General features: G+C 27.5%; 17 protein-coding genes and 1 pseudogene. 11 read left to right on the plus strand and 7 right to left on the minus strand.

What is annotated here, in order from left to right:
- Positions 1 to 40: 40 nt before the first annotated feature.
- From DR020_RS01300 to DR020_RS01315, 4 genes are read left to right on the plus strand one after another with little or no spacing between them, the layout of a single operon-like run.
- Positions 41 to 1210 carry an FMN-binding protein gene (locus tag DR020_RS01300; protein WP_112365054.1) on the plus strand — a complete coding sequence of 390 codons (1170 nt, stop codon included), beginning with the start codon at positions 41 to 43 and terminating at the stop codon, positions 1208 to 1210.
- Positions 1197 to 2258 (plus strand): FAD:protein FMN transferase, encoded by a 1062-nt coding sequence (locus DR020_RS01305; RefSeq protein WP_235865646.1) that lies wholly within the window; start codon positions 1197 to 1199, stop codon positions 2256 to 2258. The genes DR020_RS01300 and DR020_RS01305 overlap by 14 nt, the downstream gene beginning before the upstream one ends.
- Positions 2255 to 2638 carry a NusG domain II-containing protein gene (locus tag DR020_RS01310; RefSeq protein WP_058992962.1) on the plus strand — a complete coding sequence of 128 codons (384 nt, stop codon included), beginning with the start codon at positions 2255 to 2257 and terminating at the stop codon, positions 2636 to 2638. Before DR020_RS01305 ends, DR020_RS01310 begins: the two co-directional genes overlap by 4 nt.
- 16 nt (positions 2639 to 2654) lie before the next feature.
- On the plus strand, positions 2655 to 3155 hold the full coding sequence (locus DR020_RS01315) for a Gx transporter family protein (RefSeq protein ID WP_207655883.1): 501 nt from the start codon (positions 2655 to 2657) through the stop codon (positions 3153 to 3155).
- Between the two features lie 110 nt (positions 3156 to 3265).
- On the opposite strand, the gene DR020_RS01320 is transcribed toward DR020_RS01315, so the two are convergent.
- Both DR020_RS01320 and DR020_RS01325 read right to left on the minus strand, forming a co-directional pair.
- Complete coding sequence (locus DR020_RS01320) at positions 3266 to 4942, minus strand: GH3 auxin-responsive promoter family protein (RefSeq protein ID WP_112365055.1); 1677 nt, start codon at positions 4940 to 4942, stop codon at positions 3266 to 3268.
- 100 nt (positions 4943 to 5042) lie between these two features.
- Positions 5043 to 6194, minus strand: coding sequence for a macrolide family glycosyltransferase (locus DR020_RS01325; RefSeq protein WP_112365056.1), 1152 nt, complete (start codon positions 6192 to 6194; stop codon positions 5043 to 5045).
- A gap of 346 nt (positions 6195 to 6540) precedes the next feature.
- On the opposite strand from DR020_RS01325, the gene DR020_RS01330 reads away from it, so the two are divergent.
- Positions 6541 to 7791, plus strand: a complete 1251-nt coding sequence (locus DR020_RS01330) for a DUF4317 domain-containing protein (RefSeq protein WP_112365057.1) — start codon at positions 6541 to 6543, stop codon at positions 7789 to 7791.
- Between the two features lie 123 nt (positions 7792 to 7914).
- Positions 7915 to 8265, plus strand: coding sequence for a thioredoxin domain-containing protein (locus DR020_RS01335; protein WP_112365058.1), 351 nt, complete (start codon positions 7915 to 7917; stop codon positions 8263 to 8265).
- Positions 8266 to 8445: 180 nt separating this feature from the next.
- On the opposite strand, the gene DR020_RS01340 is transcribed toward DR020_RS01335, so the two are convergent.
- On the minus strand, positions 8446 to 10266 hold the full coding sequence (locus tag DR020_RS01340; RefSeq protein WP_055258516.1) for a glycosyltransferase: 1821 nt from the start codon (positions 10264 to 10266) through the stop codon (positions 8446 to 8448).
- Positions 10267 to 10414: 148 nt separating this feature from the next.
- On the opposite strand from DR020_RS01340, the gene DR020_RS01345 reads away from it, so the two are divergent.
- Together DR020_RS01345 and DR020_RS01350 are read left to right on the plus strand one after the other, a co-directional pair.
- Positions 10415 to 10723: a hypothetical protein gene (locus tag DR020_RS01345; RefSeq protein ID WP_055258514.1), complete on the plus strand. Its 309-nt coding sequence runs from the start codon at positions 10415 to 10417 to the stop codon at positions 10721 to 10723.
- 4 nt (positions 10724 to 10727) lie between these two features.
- Positions 10728 to 12596: a glycosyltransferase gene (locus DR020_RS01350; protein WP_112365059.1), complete on the plus strand. Its 1869-nt coding sequence runs from the start codon at positions 10728 to 10730 to the stop codon at positions 12594 to 12596.
- Between the two features lie 123 nt (positions 12597 to 12719).
- Here DR020_RS01350 and DR020_RS01355 read toward each other — a convergent pair whose 3' ends face one another.
- Positions 12720 to 14213: an NAD(P)H-hydrate dehydratase gene (locus DR020_RS01355; protein ID WP_112365060.1), complete on the minus strand. Its 1494-nt coding sequence runs from the start codon at positions 14211 to 14213 to the stop codon at positions 12720 to 12722.
- Positions 14214 to 14476: 263 nt separating this feature from the next.
- Here DR020_RS01355 and DR020_RS01360 point away from each other — a divergent pair, with 263 nt between their 5' ends.
- Complete coding sequence (locus tag DR020_RS01360) at positions 14477 to 15607, plus strand: S-(hydroxymethyl)glutathione dehydrogenase/class III alcohol dehydrogenase (protein WP_055258511.1); 1131 nt, start codon at positions 14477 to 14479, stop codon at positions 15605 to 15607.
- The gene (fghA, locus tag DR020_RS01365; protein ID WP_055258509.1) at positions 15597 to 16430 is read left to right on the plus strand and encodes an S-formylglutathione hydrolase; all 834 of its coding nucleotides are present in this window, start codon (positions 15597 to 15599) and stop codon (positions 16428 to 16430) included. The genes DR020_RS01360 and fghA overlap by 11 nt, the downstream gene beginning before the upstream one ends.
- 137 nt (positions 16431 to 16567) lie before the next feature.
- Here fghA and DR020_RS12430 read toward each other — a convergent pair whose 3' ends face one another.
- Both DR020_RS12430 and DR020_RS01375 read right to left on the minus strand, forming a co-directional pair.
- Positions 16568 to 18178: a CocE/NonD family hydrolase gene (locus DR020_RS12430; protein WP_235865647.1), complete on the minus strand. Its 1611-nt coding sequence runs from the start codon at positions 18176 to 18178 to the stop codon at positions 16568 to 16570.
- A 340-nt stretch (positions 18179 to 18518) separates the two neighbouring features.
- Positions 18519 to 19115 carry a TetR/AcrR family transcriptional regulator gene (locus DR020_RS01375; protein WP_055258505.1) on the minus strand — a complete coding sequence of 199 codons (597 nt, stop codon included), beginning with the start codon at positions 19113 to 19115 and terminating at the stop codon, positions 18519 to 18521.
- A gap of 229 nt (positions 19116 to 19344) precedes the next feature.
- Between DR020_RS01375 and DR020_RS01380 the strand changes: the two genes are divergently transcribed.
- A complete protein-coding gene (locus DR020_RS01380) occupies positions 19345 to 20313 on the plus strand; it encodes an aldo/keto reductase (RefSeq protein WP_112365062.1) in 969 nt (322 codons plus the stop codon).
- Between the two features lie 106 nt (positions 20314 to 20419).
- Here DR020_RS01380 and DR020_RS01385 read toward each other — a convergent pair.
- A pseudogene (locus DR020_RS01385) lies at positions 20420 to 21257 on the minus strand (SDR family oxidoreductase).
- Between the last annotated feature and the right edge of the window lie 65 nt (positions 21258 to 21322).

Consider the following 21322-nt stretch of genomic DNA (forward strand, 5'->3'; position numbering starts at 1 on the left):
TTATTTGTGATATTATACTTTAATTAATAAGGAGGAAAATATGTCATTTTTAATTTCTTTATGTATCGTCTTATTTTTAATTTCTATCGGACGCAATTTTATTAAAAAACATTCGAATTTTTGCTATATAATAACATTTTTAATATCTATATCATTGATTGTTCTTACATACTCTGGAATCATATCTAATGCACCTTCATGGCTTAAAAATTATATATTGCCCTTATTTTCAAAAAGTAGTCTAGCAACATCATTTTTTGTTGTGGTAATGTATACTGGAGCCCTTAAAAATGGTAGTAAAGCTATTAAATTTTTAATGCCAATTAGAGCCCAACTATCCATTATTGGATGTATTTTGGCACTAACTCATAATATTATTTATGGAAGAACACATTTTGTTACACTTTTTACAAATCCAAAATCTATGTCAACTAATATGATTATGGCTTCAATTGCAAGTATTTTACTTATTTTAATTATGCTTCCTCTTATGATTACTTCTTTACCTAAAGTTAGAAAAAAGATGAAAGCTAAATCATGGAAAAAACTTCAGCAATTAGCTTATCCTTTTTATGGACTTATTTATTTACATGTAATGATTATAGCAATTCCTTTAGCTAAAAAAGGGATTACTCAATATATTATCAACGTTTTAGCTTATAGTATAGTATTTTTAATATATGCTTCAATGCGTATTAGAAAAGCACTTTTAAAAAATAAAGTTTCAAAAAAGAAAGCATCTTCACCAATTTTTGCATCTATTATAGTTTTTGCTTTAGTTTGCGTATCTATTTTTTATACACCAAAAATAGATAAAGATATACAAAGCTCTACTTCACTATCACAGAAAGACTCCTCTACTGAGGATAAAATCTTAAATGAAGATAGTGAAAATGTTGATGCTGAAGTTGCAACAGAAATTCCTTCTTCTCAATCTGTTACTTATGTTGATGGAACTTATACAGGAACAGCCTCTGGATATAATGGAAATATTAGCGTTGAAGTTACTGTTTCTAATAACACTATTTCAGACATAAAAATTACAAAATACGTAGATGATGAACCTTTTATAGATGAAGCAATTTCAGGTGTTACAGAAAATATTATAAATTCTCAAAACACAGATGTAGATACAGTTTCTGGCGCAACATTTAGTTCTAAAGGAATAATAAACGCAGTAAAGGCAGCTCTTATAAATGCTAAAGGCTAACTTTAAAAAAATAACTGTATTTTTTATCTTACTAATTTTATTGCTTATAACTGTTTATAAAAGTATTACACCATTTTTAACAACTACATCTGCTTCAAAAGATATAAAAAAACTATCCACTCAAGTATTTGCAATGGATACAGTTATGAGTATTACTATTTATAATTCTAATGAAGAAATTCTTAATTTATGTAAAGAACGAATTTTAGAACTTGAAAATCTTTTTTCAGTAACAGATATGAATAGTGAGATTTCAACTCTAAATACAAACAAAGAATTAACTCCATCTAAGGATACTTCATTGCTTATAAAAAAAGCTATAGAAATATCTAACGAAACTAATGGTGCTTTAGATATTTCTATTTACCCTGTTTTAAAGGCTTGGGGGTTTACCACAGGAAACTATAATGTTTTAAATAGCAATGAAATTAATGATTTACTAAATACAGTAGATTATACAAAAATTAATTTTGATGAAAATAAAATAACAATACCTAACAATATGGAAATAGATTTAGGTAGTGTTGCTAAAGGTTATACAAGCAGTGAAATCATTAAAATTTTAAAAGAAAACAATGTAAAATCTGCCTTAATTAATTTAGGAGGAAATGTTCATACTTTAGGCTCTAAACTAGACAACACTCCTTGGAAAGTAGCTGTTAAAAGCCCAACAAATAACTCAAATATACTATCTATTAATGTTATAGATAAAGGAGTTATAACATCTGGTGCTTATGAGAGATATTTCACAGATGACTTAGGTAACGTATATGGTCATATAATCGATCCTAAAACCGGAAAACCAACTGAAAGTGACCTTTTATCTGTTACAATAATTGGTGATGATAGTGTTTTATGCGATGCCTTATCTACATCTCTTTTTGTTCTAGGTTTAGATAAAGCTATTGATTTTTATAAAACTCATAATAATTTTGAAGCTGTCTTTATAACTAAGGATAATCAATTATATATTACAGAAGGGATAAAGGATGATATTACTCTTTTAGAGGGTTATAGTGATATCTGTCCTAATATAATAAATAGATGAAAAAATCAAAAATTTGGATATTTATAATAGGGATTGTTTTTTTAATTTCATTAATATCAAGTATCTTAATATTCAAAGCACCTGCTAAAGGTACGATTGCAAATATTTATGAAGATGGGAACTGTATAAAATCAATTAATTTATCAAATGTCATAGAACCTTATGAATTTACTATAAAAACTGAGCATGGAACAAACGTAATTTCTGTGGAAAATGGTAGAATATCTATCAGTTTTGCTGATTGCTCTGACCAAATTTGTGTAAATCAAGGTTGGATTTCAAACTCTGTAACTCCTATAGTATGTTTACCACATAAAATTACAATAAAGCTTGAAAGTACAGCCAAAGACTCACAAATGTTTGATGCATTGTCACAATAAAAAGGGGGGGATTTTTTTGAATACTAAACGTCTAACAACAATGTCTCTTTTAACTAGTATGGCTCTTATAATATTTATTGTAGAAGCGAATCTTCCATCACTAACCCCCATACCTGGCATAAAACTTGGTCTTTCAAACATCATAACTGTTTATGCTATATTTACTCTTGGGCCATTGGATACTTTTCTTATACTTCTTTGTAGGATTATTCTTGGAAGTATATTCTCTGGTAATATGTCTACTCTTTTATACAGTTTTTCTGGAGGACTATTTTGTTATACATCCATGTTGATTATTAGAAATTTTCTAACATTAAAACAAATTTGGATTTGCAGCGTTATTTCGGCAATATTTCATAACATCGGACAAATAACTGTTGCTATTTTAATTACAAATACAATATCTTTAATATATTATTTCCCTATCCTTACGGTGTCTGCAATAATTTCTGGTACATTTACAGGACTTTGCTCACAGTATCTTATTAACAAATTAAATGCTTTAGAATTAAAATAATATTTATAAAAACAAAACATCTTATTATAGATGTTTTGTTTTTATGTTTGAATCAAAATTTATTACATTTAATTTAATTGTTTTTTATATAAATACAACAAAGCATACTTTTAAAACTTTATAGCGCATTCATTTAAAATATTTAATATATCTTTATTGTTAATTACCACTCTTGGAATTTTAATTTGATTTTTTGATACACCCTTTTTAAATAAAGCTTCACTTACAAGCTTAAAAGTATCATTTTTTAAAACTATTATTTTAATTTCTCCTAGTTTTTTATTGTTCCTAGCTCTATCATAAGCTAAATTTGACTTTCTAAGTTCTTTATCTAACTTTTTCTCTAATAAATTAACCTCTTCTTTAGACAATTTTTCTTTAAACTCGCAGTAAAAAACATATCTACCAGGTGTAATTGAATTATCAGGAATTGTTGTATAATCCATTAAATTAAATTTTTTCATAGAATTCTTTATGGCAGTTGTTAATTGTTCCTCATTAGTTTTTTCAGACACCATATTTAATACTTGATTTTTTCTACATACAAATTCAATTTCCGGAGAATCGTTATAATAACTAACAACATTAACTATATCTCCTAATCTATATCTATATAACCCTGCATAATTAGTAATAACTATCTCATATTTCTCTCCAACTTTTAATTCATTTATCAACAAAGTTTTTGGATTGTCATTATCTATTTCTTCAAAAGGAATAAATTCATAAAACACCGTATCTGGAATTATAATATATCTTATCTTCTTGATATATGGATTAATACCAATTGTTCCTTCTGTCGCAGCATAAACTGGTGAATAAATAGGAAGATTATCTGTGTAATAATTTACTTTATCATCATAAATTGAAAAATTTCCTCCTGTAACTGTTGCAATATACATAGTATTAGGCCATATATTTCTTATTACTCCCTTGAAACCTTTTTTAAACTCTATACTAAGTTCGTCAGCTCTTGTTGCATTAGGTTCTAAATAACCGTTTAAAATTTTTCTAACCTCTTCATCTAAATTAATTTTTTTATTTATTCTTCCTTTTTTAATATCATTTACTAAATCATTATAATTATCTTCAAGTATCCTAAATAAATCTAAAATATTAGAAATAAATGCTGCACTTATGTACGCTAAATTCTTTTCTTTAAGTGCAAATAATAAATGAAGATAATTAGCGCTATCTTTATCTTTTATTTCCATAACCTCAATAGGTGATGTATAAAAATATCTTATTATATTTTTTATTCCTTTCATACCGCCAGATGTTGCAGAACATATAGGAATCCCCCCATTGGTATAAGTGGTAGTAACTATATCAGATACTGCAAGTCCTCTTTCATAATTCCAGTTATTTTTGAAGTTATCATATGCAAATCTATTTAACAGTATACCCATATATTTTGAAGCAATAAGTCTGCTTTTTTTAGTTGTTGGAATTAATTTTTGTTTTCCAGTTGTTCCTGATGTGTGTCCAAAATATTCAATTTTTCCACTAAATAATATATTCTCTTTTCCATTTACTATCTTCTCAATATAATCTTCATAAAAATCATAGTTAGTTATAGGAAAATTTTCCTTAAAATCTTTAATGCATTTAATATCTTTAAAATTATATTTAATTCCTATTTCACTTTTACAATTCAACTTTAAAATTTTAAGGAGAACTCTGCCATTTACTTTATAAGATTTTTCAGTATCCTTATTAAACTTTATCTTAATTAATAGCCCTGCTTTTAAATTTAATTTTAATAACTCTTTACTTATAATACTCATAAACTTTTCCTATTAAAATTTTTCTATTAATATATTATGAAGATAAATGCTATTGTGTATTTAACAAGTTAACTCTGTCATATTTTATTGCGAAAATATATTAATCACTACCCAATTTCTCTTTTAATAAATCATTTATTAATTCAACTGCTCTCTCCTCTCCACCAACTTGTCTTACCTTTGTTCTCATTTTCATCATATTATCTTTATACCTATCATCATTTAAAATTTCATTAGCATAATTTCTTATTATATTAGATGAAATATTATTTTTATTTATAACCCTTCCAAGTTCTAAATCTTCAATTCTCTTTCCCACAATTGGTTGATCAGCAGCTTGAGGTACAACTATTAAGGGTACTCCAAAATACATAGCTTCACTTGTGCTATTCATACCTCCGTGGGTTATAAATAAATCTGTCCTTTTTAAAACTTCTATTTGCGGTACAAAGTTGTATACATAAAAGTTATTAGATATTTTCCCTAATTGTTCCTTTTTCAATATTTTTCCTATAGACATTATCACAATAACATCAGTATTTTTAAATGCCTCTATGCAATTTTTAAAAAATTTTAGAGAATTATTAAATATAGTTCCTAAAGATACATAAATAATTTTATTTTTTATTTCATTAAAAGGAATATCATTTTTATCATTTCTATCTACAATTGAAGTTCCTACAAACTTCCATATCTTATCATCAAATCTATCATTATCAACTTGAAATTCTCTTGTAGTATATACAATATTTAAATCAGCAGGAATATCTGTAATCTCATCTATTATATCTTGCGTCTTAGTTTCAAAACTCTTTAATCGCCTTGAAAATGCAACTTTTCTAAAAGCTCTATTTCCTAAAAGCTTAAGCTTAAATCCACAATTATTAAATACTTGTTGTGATATTTCCTTGTTCCACGCAAAACATGAATATAAACGAACGGTAGGTTTATTAAGCTTGTCTCCTAATGCCTTACCTAAGAAAAACATCATTTCATAAACTATACAATCAGCATTCTTTCCAAGTTCTAAAGCCCTATCATATACTCTTCTAACATTTTTCTCTGTAAAAGGTCTTTTATTATCAAAATCATAAGTTTCAAAAACCGCTCCTGTTGGCTCAATTTTACTTCTAAACTCTTCTGAAACTAAATAAGTAACATCATGTCCTGCACGAACTAATGCTTTAGTAAGACCTATTGTTGGATTCACGTGACCATGTGCTGGAACATTTATTATAAGTATTTTTGCCATTTTATTATCCTCCTAATGTAAAATCTTTATTAAAATTATTTACTTTAACTTATATACTTTTCTATATTTGTAGTTTATATTGTTTATGTATATTATTCAAGAATCAAAAAACTTGTAATGTATAGATAAATTACATTTTTATAAATTATGTATTTTTTCTACACTTGTAGTTTTACTCTTTTTAACTAATAATATATTATAAGAATAAATTTATAACTTATTATTTTAAAAAAGGAGTATTTTATGAAGATAACTTAAGAAATCATGCTACAATAATTATACTTAATATTGACATATATTTTTTTATTATAGATATTAGTAAAATTTATGAATGAGGGGACTATATATGAAAAAAAAAGATATATTAGAATTAAAAAAAAGACTTAAAAAAGATAAGTGTACATTTACTAAAGTATGTGGTTGTTATGTAAATGGTGAAAAAAATATTATCTTAAATTTTAATGAAACATTTTTAAATTTAGAGGAAGATGAATTCTTTAAATATCTAGAAATCGCCAAAAAAACTTTATCTGGAACAATAGGAAATAATATTTTAGAATTAGATTTTTCTAACGAAGAAAATACAAATAATAAACAACAGTTTTTGTTAAAACTAAGAAATAGCAAATTAAAAGATGAACTTATTCTGAATGATTTTTATAAATCAATTATAGATAACTATAACTATGAAGGCAATTTTTTAATATTACTTTTTCATGATGCTTATGATGTTATTACTAAAACTTCTGACAATTTAAAGCTTGATGAATCAGAGGAAGTATATGAATATATATTGTGTGCTGTATGTCCTGTATCACTTTCAAAACCAGGTCTTGGCTACTTTGAAAAAGACAATAAAATTGCAGCAATTGATAGAGATTGGGTTATTGAAGCTCCAAGCCTTGGATTTATATATCCTGCATTTATAGATCGTAGTTCAGATGTTAATTCTGTTATGTACTATACAAAAAATGTAAAGAATCCTCAAACTGAAATAATGAATTATGTTCTTGGATGCAATTCTAAACAAACTGCCACAGAACAAAAAGAAACCTTTACTAATATTATTCATAATGCTGTTGGAGCTAATGAAAAAGAATCAGAGCATATATTTATGGAAATACAAGAAACTCTTAATAATTTAATAGATGAACATAATATTATAAACGATAATAATGCAGAATCTATAATTTTAACTAAAGAAATGGTACAAGATATCTTATCTGAAAATGAGATAGCTGAAGACATCGCTGCTAAAATTGAAGAATCTTACACTGAAAGCTTTGATGATGCTCCTCCTTTAGCAGAACATCTAATTGACACAAAAGCACTACAAATTAATGCTCAAAGAAAAAAAGAGGAAAAACTTGAAAAACAAGTTCAAACACTACAAGATGAACTAGAGAAAGTCAGACAAGATAGTTCTTTAAATCTAGAAGATAATAATGATTTTTCAAATTATGATATCCTTCTACAAGTAAAACCTGAAAAAGTAGCAGAAATTAAAAGTCAAATAATTGATGGAAAAAAATATATCATTATACCAGTTGAAGATGACGAACAAACTAATGTAAATGGTGTAAATAAACTACTTTAAAGAAAAATAATCTATTGCAATTAAAAATATTAATCGTGCAATAGATTATTTATTTTCTATTATGTATTTGATATAAAAATCTAGTTTTGATATAATATTTCTAAAAACTTAGGAGGAATATAAATGTTTGAAAACGATACATATAAAGAAAATATAAAATCATTTAAAAAGGTTCTTTCTTCAGAAGCAGATAAATTATTATCTAATGAAAACTTAGCTACCGTATATATTGGTAGAGAAACATGTCCATTTTGCCGTAAATTTGCTAAAACATTAGGAGGCTTAACTGACAAACTTAATACAACTATTTATTACGTAGATAGTGCAGATTTTTCAGATGACGAGATAAATTCATTTAGATCAAAATACAATGTTGTAACAGTTCCAGGATTTATCGTTAGTAAAAACGGACAAATAGACGTTCGCTGCGATTCTTCAACTCCAGAAAATGAAATATTAAATATGTTAAAATAATGTAGATATCAAAAACATTAATTACATATAAAAAAACTGTATCGGATTTTTAATTACTAATAAATTCTGATACAGTTTATATTTTATCTTTATACTTAAAATTCTAATTTTACACTTTTTATTAAGCAAACTTTAAATCTAAACTTTTGTTATTAATAATAGATAAAACTGTGTTTCTTTTTACTCTGTATAAATATCTATTAATTTTTTTGTAACTTTTCCTATTTCAAATAATTCTTTGCTTTTTTTATATATTTCATATATATCTTTATCATAATTTCTTTTATCTAAATAATATTTTTTCATGTCATTATACAGATATATCGCATCATTTTTTACTTTAAAATCATGATCTCCAAAATAAGTCTGCCATGCCTCATTAAAATTTTCACTAGTTATTAATCCAAAATACCCAGAATTTCCTCCAGCAATAACTTTTTTAGATGCAGCCATTGCTTCAATTGCAACCCTGCCTGTTCCAAGCACACAATCACTACCTACATAATATTTATTTACATCTATTTGATTTCCAGTAAAATGAATTACTTCTTCTTTTAATTCTTTATTAATTTCATCCCCTAAATCTTTTAATTCTTTATACCCAGGTCCATCCCCAACTATTACCGCTTCATATTTTATATTTTCATTTATTCTTAAATCTCTAACTACTGTAATTAAATTTTTACAAACATTTATCTTCTCCCAAGCCATCCTACTACAGTAAGTTATACACATAGTATCCCTTGATATATTATATTTTCTTCTTAAAAGTTGACTTGTATTATTAGCATAATTTTTATAAGCTATTCCATTTGGAATAACTATAGAGTTTATTCCAAATTTTAATAACCACTTATATACTGGAATACTAACACTAATAACACTATCTGCTATCTTCAATGTATTACCCAATATATCATAATAATACATGCCATGAATTGTAAATACACTCTTTATATTCATTTTTTTTGCAGCTTCCACTACAAGATTTCCAGATGATGACTGGTGTGCATGAACTACGCTAATTTTCTCTAATTCAAATATATTATATATCTCATTTAAAAAATTGTTTCTTTTTGTACTATCCATTTCTATTGATAATGGAAAATCTATATTATAAATTTTACAATTTAATTTTTCAAACTCTTGCGCTAATGGTCCATCACTAGCTACCACCGTTACCTTTATACCATCTTTTATTAATTGCTTTGTAAGTGTTAGTACATGAGTTTCTGTTCCTCCGATATTAAATTTATCTAACACTAATAATACACTTAATTCCTTTTTATTTATCTTGTCTTTTTCTGCGCTACAATTAGGATAATATATCCTTGATCTTTGTCCTTCATGAGACCTATAAAAATACAATGCTTTTTCTATATTATCTATTCCATTAATAACAGATTTTTGTATAAACTCATAATCTTCTGCTCCTGCCAATTTTCTTGTTAATCCGCCAATCTCATCAAATATACTTCCCTTAAAAAGTATAGTTCCAAAACAAACAGGGCTTCTCCCCTGTGCAAAATCTTCTAAAATTTCATTTTTTCCATATACAACAAAATTAGGTTCAACTCTAGCCCTATTTATATCATCTTCAAAGACATAATAATTTGAGCCAACCATCATTATATCTTGATTTTCTTCTAAATATTTAACTTGAAGTTTTATTCTATTCTTATGTGAAACATCATCACTATCTTGCATAGCTATATATTCTCCTTGTGCCAGATACATTCCAACAGTAACAGCACCAGAAAATCCTATATTTTTAGGCATTTTCAAAAATTTTATTCTGTTCTTCTCACGACTACTACGTCTATTTATCCATGCTTTTATAAGTTTCACACTATTATCTGTCGAACAATCATCTACTATGATTATTTCTATATTTTTATATGACTGATTTATTAATGAATTCAAACATTGTTCAACATATTTTCCATTATTATAATTAGAAACAACAATACTTACTAGACCCTTTATTCTGTTATTTCCCATCAACTCAGCCTCCAAACATTCGTTATCAATATACATAATATGCTAAATATATGTTTTTTGTTTGGTTGTTTTAACATTTTTTTCAGAAAATCATATATTAAATATGTAAAAAAATAACCCAAATTTAATCTATAAAGGAGACTTCCAAATGCAAAGAACTTATAATACAAAGATTATAAACCGCTCTAAAAACAGTAATGCTTTATATATTAGGCTTATAAATCCATGCCCTAATCCCAATACAATTGCACTAGTTATATATGATTATACAAATTGCACTCCCCAAATTGCCTACAATACCACTTTGTACCTAAATGCGAAATCAATTAAAGCATTAACTTTTCCATTAGTATCTCAAAATTATGATGATTGCTTAAATATTAAAATATACAGGATATCATATACTACTCCAAATCATTTTATTCAATTATCATATAAAGAACTATTTATTAATTAATAACATGAATAAGCTAAGTATAATTTTAATTCATAATTGTAACAATATCGATAATTCTTTAAATAATATATTTAATCAAACTTTTATTAACTTTGAAGTTTTTATAATAACATATACAAAAAATTTAAAATTACCTAAATTAACTGAAAACAAAATTCATATAATAGAGCCTTATAATAACTTCTCTATATTTAATGAATTAATTTCACTATCTGCATCACTTCCTGGGGATTTTATTACTTTTATGAACAGCTCTGATATAAATGCCTTTGAAAGATTTGAAAAACAAATACTATTTATGAATTTAAATAATTTAAATATTTGCTCTTGTTTAGAAATGCCACTTCATAACAATATACAACAAAAACAAGCTTTAATTGAATCTAATAACTTTATAACCAGTGATGATATTAATTCTGTTATTTCAGCTTCCTATCTACCATTAGATTTGTATACATTTGTGTTTAGAAAAAGCTTTTTCATTAAAATATTATATTACTCAAGTTATTATTTTTTCACATCTGAAATTGACTTAATACTATATTTCCTGCGTTTCGAAAACATAAGTAAAATACCTGAAGTACTTTATTATGTAGATAACCCTAAAATACCTTATGATGAATGCTTAAACTATTATTTAGGCCCAAATACAACCAACAAACTAGCAATATTTAATGAAAATAAAACACTAGATAACCAATATTATTTTAATGAAATAATAAACTCAAGGAAAAAAACTACGAAAGACAATAAAAAATATAAATATACTATTGTTTCTATCTTAAACTACTTTAACATTGGTGGTACTGAAAGCTATATTATAAATTTGGCAAAAAAATTAAAAAAAGAAAATATTAATTTATGTATACTAACAAACAAGTGCTTTAATAAAGAAGTATTTGCTTTTTATAATATAGAATTTCACGTGTTAAATTTATATAATAAGAAGGAATTAACAACTACTATTTCAAGCATTAATAATATAAAAGTCATTCAAATTCACATGAATGAAGATATTAACTTATGTAAAGTAATTAAATCTATAATAGATGTTCCTTTAGTACTAACAATACATGGTATATATTATTCTCAAAAATTACTTAGTAATTATCTATCTTATATAGATAAAGTTGTTTTTGTAAGTGATTATTCAAAAAAATATTATAACCAACTAATGACACAATTATCTTTTAAAGAAAATGTAACTATTCCCAATGGTATAGAAAACTCCATTAAAAATATTAATTGTAAAAATATACTAAGAAATACACTTAAAATCCAAAAAAACTCAATAATTATACTATACTGTAGTAGGCTATCATATAATAAATCAAATTTAGCCATGCTTTTTTTAGAAAGCTTCAAAAACATAGCAAAAAAAAACAAAAAAATTTTTGCTGTTATTATAGGACATGGAAATTACTATAAACAAATTAATGAATTAAGTTATAATATAAATTTAGAATTAAAAGAAAACAAAATATTTACTTTAGCAAATAGATTTAATATTTTTGATTATTATAATGACAGCGATTTAATTATAGGTACTGGAAGAGTAGCACTTGAAGCTATGAGCATAGGCAAACCTGTTATTTCATTTGGCTCAAACGGAGAGGTAAATATTATAAATAAAAATACCATTGAAAAAATGATTAATTCAAATTTTGGAGATCATTCATCTTCTTCTCCAAAGTTTGATAATAAATTAATTATTGAGAAACTTAGTACATCAATTAATCTACTAATTAACTCTAAGGAAAAATCAAAAAAACTAGGAAATTGGAATAAATTTTATGTAGAAAAACATCTTTCTTTAGATGCTATAAGCAAATTTTATATCAAATTATGCGAAAACGAAAATTTCAATGAATAATACAAAAATTATAAAGCATTAATAAAAGAGTAGAAAATAACTAAACTACTATTATTTTCTACTCTTATCTAAGCATAATTAAATCTATTTACAATTAAAAAACTTAATACAATAAATCTAAAATTAATATGTCAAATTTTCAATTATATAAGGCAACCTTTCAACAATATGAGATGCATTGACACAAAACATATCTTTTGACAATATATCTCCAACATAACCATGAATAAATGCACTTAATATTGTAGCCTTTAATGGCTCATAACCCTGCCCAATAAAAGATGCAATAATTCCTGTAAGAACATCTCCCATTCCACCTGATGCCATCTTACTATTCCCTGTTGAATTTATATAAACTTCTTCTCCATTAGTTATTATTGTATTATATCCCTTTAATAATACAATTATTCCATATTTCTTAGCAAAATCTCTTGCAATATCTATTCTATTTTTAATTATATTTTTACTATCAATGCCTGTAAGCCTACCCATTTCTCCTATATGTGGAGTTATTACTATTTTTCTTTTACTATTTTTTAACAAATCTAAATTATGCTGAAGTACATTTAATGCATCAGCATCAAGTACTAGTGGACAACCTTCCTTAGATAAAATATCTTTTATAATATTAAAAGTATTTTCATTATTGCCCATCCCAGGCCCTATTGCAATGCTATCACTATTTAATATAAGTTCTTTGAAATCATTATTTTCATAAGACATAATCATAGCTTCTATCGTTTTACTTTGTAAAATTTCAACTACTGACTTTTCAGTACATAAAGTAACAAGTCCAGCACCACTTCTTACAGCACCTTGAGATGTAAGATAGGCAGCACCAGTATATTTTTTAGATCCAGCTATAACACTTACTCTTCCAAAATCACCTTTATATGAATATTTCTCTCTCTTTTTTATGATACTTTTTATCTCTTTTTTCTGTACTAAGTATTCCTTTAAATAAAATTTATTAACTACATATTCTGGAATTCCAATACTTTCAACAACTATTTCTCCAGTATATTTGTCACTTTCATAACCTAAAAAACCTTTCTTATAAACCTCAAATGAAACAGTTTTATTTGCTTTAACACAACTACCTAAAATTCCAAAACTATCACATAACATTCCAGATGGCATATCTATGGAAAGTATGTACACACTACTCTTATTTATACACTCAATTACCTCTTTATAAATTCCATCTATATTTCTTGCTAAACCACTTCCAAAAATCCCATCAATAATCATGTCATTTTTATTTAATATATCATTTAACAATTGAATATCTTGCGTTTTTACAATCTGCTTTATAGGAACACCCATATTTTTTAAAATATTATAATTTATCAAACAATCCTTGCTCATAGAATGTTCCCCTATAATAAATATATCAACTTTCATGTTCATACTAAAAAGTTGACGAGCAACAGCTAGAGCATCACCACCATTATTTCCTGTCCCACAAATTATAGTAAAGGAATTGAATTTCTCAAAATCTATATTCCTAACAACTTTTAATGCGGCATTTTCCATAAGAACTGTTGAAGGAATACCTAAATCATTTATACAATAATTATCTATATTTTTTATCAACTGCGAATTTCCTATTTTCATTATACTTTTCCACCTTTCTATCCCATTATTTTTTAGCACCCAAAAACTTACTAACCTTTAACTCTCTATTATTAATTATAACCTATTTATATTTACTTATTGCACTTTAAAAACTTTAATCTCATATTGCATAATAAATTATTCTTTATTATTATTAAAATATAAGTTGCAAAAACAATATATAATCTTATTGAAAAATGAAACTACATATATTGTTATTTTAATCATGCAACAACATTATAAAAAGAAAGAAGGGAATTAATTTGAAAAGTAGAGCAGCTGTTGCTTTTAAACCAGGAGAACCATTAAAAATTGTAGAAATTGATGTAGCTGAACCAAAAGCAAAAGAAGTATTAGTAAAAATTCTATATACATCAGTTTGCCACACAGATGCATTCACTTTATCAGGAAAGGATTCTGAAGGAGTTTTTCCAGTAGTTTTAGGGCATGAAGGAGCAGGAATTGTTGTTGCTGTAGGTGAAGGTGTTACCTCAGTAAAACCTGGAGATCATGTTATTCCATTATATAATGCCGAATGTGGAGAATGTGAGTTTTGCCGTTCTGGTAAAACAAACCTTTGTAGTGCAGTAAGAGAAACTCAAGGAAAAGGTTTAATGCCTGATGGAACAACTCGTTTCTCTTATAATGGAAAACCCGTTTATCATTACATGGGAACAAGTACATTTAGTGAATATACAGTAGTTGCAGAAGTATCACTTGTAAAAATACAACCAGAAGCACCATTGGATAAAGTTTGCCTATTTGGATGTGGAGTTACTACTGGAATTGGTGCAGTACATAACACAGCTAAAGTTGAAGAAGGAGCCGTAACTGCAGTATTTGGTTTAGGAGCTATTGGATTAGCTGCTATTCAAGGACTAGCACAAGCAAAGGCTAGTAGAATTATCGCTATAGATATAAATGAAGATAAATTTGAATTAGCTAAAAAAATGGGTGCTACAGATTTTATAAACCCAACTAAATTTAACAAACCAATACAAGATGTAATAATTGAAATGACTAACGGCGGTGTAGATTATAGTTTTGAATGTATAGGAAATGTTGAAGTTATGAAGTCTGCTCTTGAATGTTGTCACAAGGGCTGGGGTGAAAGTATCATAATTGGCGTTGCAGGTGCTGGTGAAGAAATCCATACTCGTCCATTCCAGCTAGTAACAGGTAGAGTTTGGCGTGGTTCTGCCTTTGGCGGAGTTAAAGGAAAAACTCAGCTTCCAGGAATGATTGAAGATTATATGGAAGGTAAAATAGATTTAGATTCATTTATTACACATCATTTAGATTTTAAGGATATTAATGAAGCATTTGACCTACTTCATAAGGGCGAATCAATCCGTACAATTTTAACATATGGAGATTCTAATGATGAAGCTTAAAGAAATTGAAAGACATTCTTCATTTAATGGTGAACAATATAAATATAGTCACTATTCAAAAATTCTTGATTGTACTATGACATTTAGTCTTTATCTACCATCTAATAAACAAAATGAAAAAATTCCTCTTATTTGGTGGTTATCAGGTTTAACTTGCACAGATGATATCTTTACTCAAAAAAGTGGTTTTCAAAGGTTAGCTAATAAATATCAAGTAGCCGTAATTATACCAGACACTTCACCTCGTGGAGAACATATTCCTGATGATAAAGATTGGGATTTAGGTCAAGGTGCAGGGTTTTATTTAAATGCTACAAGAGATCCTTGGGCAAAAAATTATAAAATGTATAGTTATATCACAGAAGAATTAACTGATATTGTAAAAAGTTTAATTCCTAATTTCTCTGGGAAAGAAAGCATAATGGGACACTCAATGGGAGGTCATGGTGCTTTAGTTCTTGGTATGAAGAATTCTACAAGATTCAAAGCAATCTCTGCATTTGCTCCTATTTTAAATCCTAGCAATGTACCTTGGGGTATAAAAGCTTTTTCAACTTATTTAGGGGAAAATAAGAATTCTTGGCAAGAATGGGATGCTACTGAATTAATTAAAATAACTAATGTTCCACCTATTCTAATTACTCAAGGAACTAAAGATAACTTTTATAAAGAACAACTAAATGAAACTCTCTTCTTAAAAAATGCTAAAGAAAATAATCAAATAGTAAATTATAACCAAGTTGAAGGCTATGACCATAGCTATTTCTTTATTGCTACTTTTTTAGAAGAACATTTTGAGTTTCATATGAGATATTTAAAATAAAAAATTCAGTATAAAGCTTAAAAGCTTTATACTGAACTAACCTAATCTACATCTCTTTAATTTATCTACATCTCTTTAATTTTTAAGTTCTTGAAACAAAATAATCCCATATGTAGCACTTGTAGCTGGATATAAATTTATTTCTTTAATACTGGAAGTTGAAGGTATGATGCTTTATCCCCACCAGTATGGATTATTTGCCATCCTTTATTGTTAGGAGTACATCCAGATGTACCTGGCATCATTCCATTGCCATATTCTTCTTTTGGAGATATAATCACTCTGATAGATTCACCTTTATAGAATTTTAATCCAATTGGACTCATCACGATATCAGCCTCAACAACTTGACCCTTTTCTAATTTTTCCACACGATCAAAACTATATGCTGGAACTTCATCTGTAGATTCCTTCTCATCAAGATGTCTCATAGAAAGACGTAACCTCCCCCATGAACCCTTATAACGAATGATTGATGCACCGTCATCAACAAAATCATAAATAGATGCACTATGGTTAGGAACTGTAATTTCCGCAAGCATATTACCATTCTTATCTAATTTTTGCATCCATACAAAAACATCTGCATCATCTGCTCCCTCTACTTCTGCGTAAAGATGAAGCTTTGGATATCCTACAAGATTTGTTTCTTCGTCAAAAGTTGTCATAAAACTAATACGTCCTGGAAGTCCTTGTGTATCATATTTTGCAATAACTTCTTCTGTTGACGCCACTTTACTTAACTCACGTAACTTTCCATCAAGATAAAACTTAATGTACTCTACATTTTCTCCATACCCAAATTCTTCTTCTGGAATATTAAGTAAATCTCCACCTTCCATATCTAAAAGGCTGTAACGCACATGTGGTGTTTCTTTCCATCCATTATCAATTCCTTTAAGATAATAATCAAAAAACTTCTGACGATCTTCTTGTCCTGCATCACTATAGTAATCTGGCCACTCTTGTGTATTATGAATTCTAAGCCACTTATCTTGTGTTCTAATCTTTCTCCACTGGCGGAATGTTCCCATTGTATGTAAAGTATTGCTGTAACTTGCAACGCAGTACACTGGAATACTAATATTGCTGATATCTGCTTTTTTATCAAGCCATAGAGGTGCATCTGCTAATGGATATTCTTTCATCTCGTCTATCATATCTTCACGCATTGTACTTGATACTGCACTCACATGGTTTACTTGCAAACGCTCTATAAAGTTTTTATCTGGAATACCACCTTTACATGCAAGATCACGATAAGCATCTGAAAGTCCTTCGTATGGATTGATACAAGTAAGATGTGGTGGCTGTGTTGCAGCAATAAACCATTGAGAAAAAGCCAGATAACTAGTTCCTGTTAATGCTGTCTTCTCATTGCTCCATTCCTGCTTTGCAATCCATTCAATTAAGTCATAGCAGTCCTCTGCTTCTTGAGAACCCATTAATGTAATATTACCTTCACTATGAGCGATTCCACGTGGATCTGGATTACACACTGCATATCCTCTTTGACACCAATAATCAGGATCTGCTCCTTCAAACTTTGTTAAACCAGAATTCCATGAATTCCCCATCCCAATCATGTTAAACAAATTAGTATAACGTGGAGCGCTACCAGCACTCTTTCCATATGGACTCCATAAAATTAATGTAGGGAATTTAGTTTCTTTACTATTAGCTGGCATATAGATATCTGTATAGATTGTTACTCCATCTCTCATCTTTACTGCCACATCCTTAAGCATACGAATATCTTTTGAAAGAGGTTTAAATTCTGGTGCAATCTGTGTTCCTGCTTTTAAGATACGTTCTCCTGGTTCAAAAGGACTTAGCACACCATGAATATGTCCATCATCTATATAATCAAGTGCTGGTTTAAAAATCATTTCATTTAATATTTTATTTGCCATATTATTACTCCTCCTTATTCTAAAAAATCTTACTTCATTGCATATGCTTATTTACTTTTTAAACGTAAAGCTAGAATGATACCATTAAACTACCTTAAATTATAAATTATTTCAGTAAATAACTAATAATATTTTACAATCTTTTTTAATGATTAATAACTGTTATTGTTGTCCTTTATTTGAATATGGATAAATACATATCTTTTCCTTCATCAGTAAGATACATGAAAATCATACTCCATAGGCAACTTATAATAGAATCAATATTATCTTGCTTATTAAGATCTTTTGTTTTTATAGGTTTATATATTATCACAGTTAATATGCATTTAATAAGATTATCTATATGACTTTTTGGCTCAACCTTTTGAACTAAGTTCTTTCTTTGTAATTCTTCAAAACATTCTTTTAAGATTTTTTCAATTTTATTAAGTGTAGCTAATTGAATTTCATATATCTTAGAACTTATTTCAGCTAATTCATCAAAATGTTTAAAATAGTATATATTTTCATTTTGAGTATTTAGCATATCTAAAAATAAATTATTTAAATCATCAAGGGATTTTGGTAATAAAACCCCCTTATATTTTCTGTGTTTATACATTACAACTTCTTCAATTAAATCCTCTTTTTTCTTAAAATAATAAGTTAAATTTCCTACACTAATATTTAATTTTTTAGCTATATCTCTCATTGAAATGTTCTTATATCCATATTCATTAAATAACTCACGAGCTGTAATCAATATATCTTCCTTAGTTTGCCCTGCCATTTTAAAGCCTCCTATAAAATTTATGAAACTATATTTGACAGTTTAGTACACTCGTACTATAATGTCAAATATAGTACAACTGTACTAAATTATTAAAATTATTATTTCTTAATTAATCTCTTTCTATTTTCAGCATTAGTAAGTATCAACATATCTATTGATTCTTAAATTCTAAAAAATAGATAAGTAAAAAAGTTTTTAAATAATTTAATATTTAGGAGATGATATTATGAACTATAAAAATGCTAATTTAGAACTTTATAAGATTGGATTAGGCTGCGGAGGTATGACTAATCTTAATAATAAAGAAGAAAATATTAAAACTATACATAAAGCACTAGATAATGGAGTAAATATGTTAAATACAGCAGATTTTTATGGATCTGGTCAAAGTGAAATGATAATCGGTGAAGCTCTTAAAGGCAGAAAAAGAGACGATGTCTTTATTTCTGTAAAAACTGGTGCACTAGTTAGTCCAAATGGTCAAATGTATGGACTTGATGTTAATCCATTTAACATAAAAAGCCACTTAGCTCAAACTCTAAAAAGATTAAACGTAGATTATATTGATCTTTATCAACCTGCTAGAATAGATTTAGCAATACCTGTTGAAGAAACTATTGGGGCTATATCTGATTTAGTCAAAGAAGGTTATGTAAAACATATCGGCATTACACAAGTAGATGCAGAAACTTTAAAAAAAGCTCATAAAACACATCCTATTACTTTTATAGAATCTGAATATTCTTTATTTAATAGAAATATAGAAAAAGATATAATACCTACAGCAAGAGAATTAGGAATAGGCGTTATAGCTTTCGGTGCACTCGCTCACAGTCTTTTAAGCGGAAACTTTTCAAAAGATAGTGCAAATAAATATAACTCAAGGATACCGCTATTCTATGAAGAAAATATAAATAAGAATTTAGAATTAGTTGAAAGACTGAAAATAATAGCTGCTGAAAAAAATATTACTATACCTCAGCTATCACTTGCTTGGTTATTATCTAAAGGTGATGATATTTTACCTTTAGTTGGAGCATCTAGAAGAAGCACCCTATCAAATTCACTAAAATCTATGGACATAGTTTTAAATTCTCAAGATATAGAAAGAATAGAAAATGCTATACCCCAAAATGAAATAGCCGGTAGTAGTTTTCCTAGTCCTAAATTTAAAAATGGTAAAGTCGTTTGGTGATATAATTACTTTCATTTAATAATGCACTTTTCATAAGATAATTAAATTTAAAAAGAGGTAGAATAATAGCGTTTATAGCTAAAAACAACCTCTTTTATTTTTTAATTTATATTTCTGGCTTTAATGGTCCATAATAGTAAGATGATGTAGCACCACCATCAATTAAAAACGTAGATCCTGTAATAAATGCACCTTTATCACTCATTAAAAGTTCTGCTACATTAGCCACCTCATCTGCAGTACCTGGACGACCTGCTGGACACTTAGCAAACATTATTTTTATAAAAATCTCCTCGTGGTCCATTAAACTCATCTATAGCAAGAGGTGTTACTATGATTCCTGGTGCAATATCATTAATCCTTGCACCCCTTTCACCCCATTTTACAGCTTCAGCCATTACACGTTTTTCATTACAACATTTTGCCATTTGATAAGCATGCAATGTATCTTTTATATTTTTTTCATTTAATATTTCAAGATTTAATAAATCTTCTGTTGGAGTTGTAGCAAGCAAAAAATCTTCCTCTTGTGTAAGTTGCGGCATTCTCCAACCTGACTGGCTAGAAATAGTAACTCCTACCCCACCTTTTGCAATTACTTTTCCTACTTCCTCTAATAAAACTGCAGTACCATAAAGATCTACTTTAAGAATTGTTTCTATGGAGGCTTGACTTGGCGATACACCAGCTGCATTAACTAACATAGTAATATCCCCATATTCTTTCGCTTTTGCAATAATATTTAAAATTGATTCTCTTGAGGATAAATCCATTTCCATTGCATATACATCATATCCAGCATCATTCATAATCTTTGCAATATCATTTGCATTTTCTATCTTTTTATCTCCAATAACAATTTTCTTTCCATATCCTACTCTTCTTGCAATTGCCATACCTATTTGTCCAGCACCTACTAAAATCATTACATCTTTTTTATCCATACCCGCTACACCTTCTTTTTATATTTTATATTATTAATTATAAAAAGACCTTACAATATTAATGT

It is taken from the genome of Sarcina ventriculi (assembly GCF_900456775.1).
Taxonomy (GTDB): domain Bacteria; phylum Bacillota; class Clostridia; order Clostridiales; family Clostridiaceae; genus Sarcina; species Sarcina ventriculi.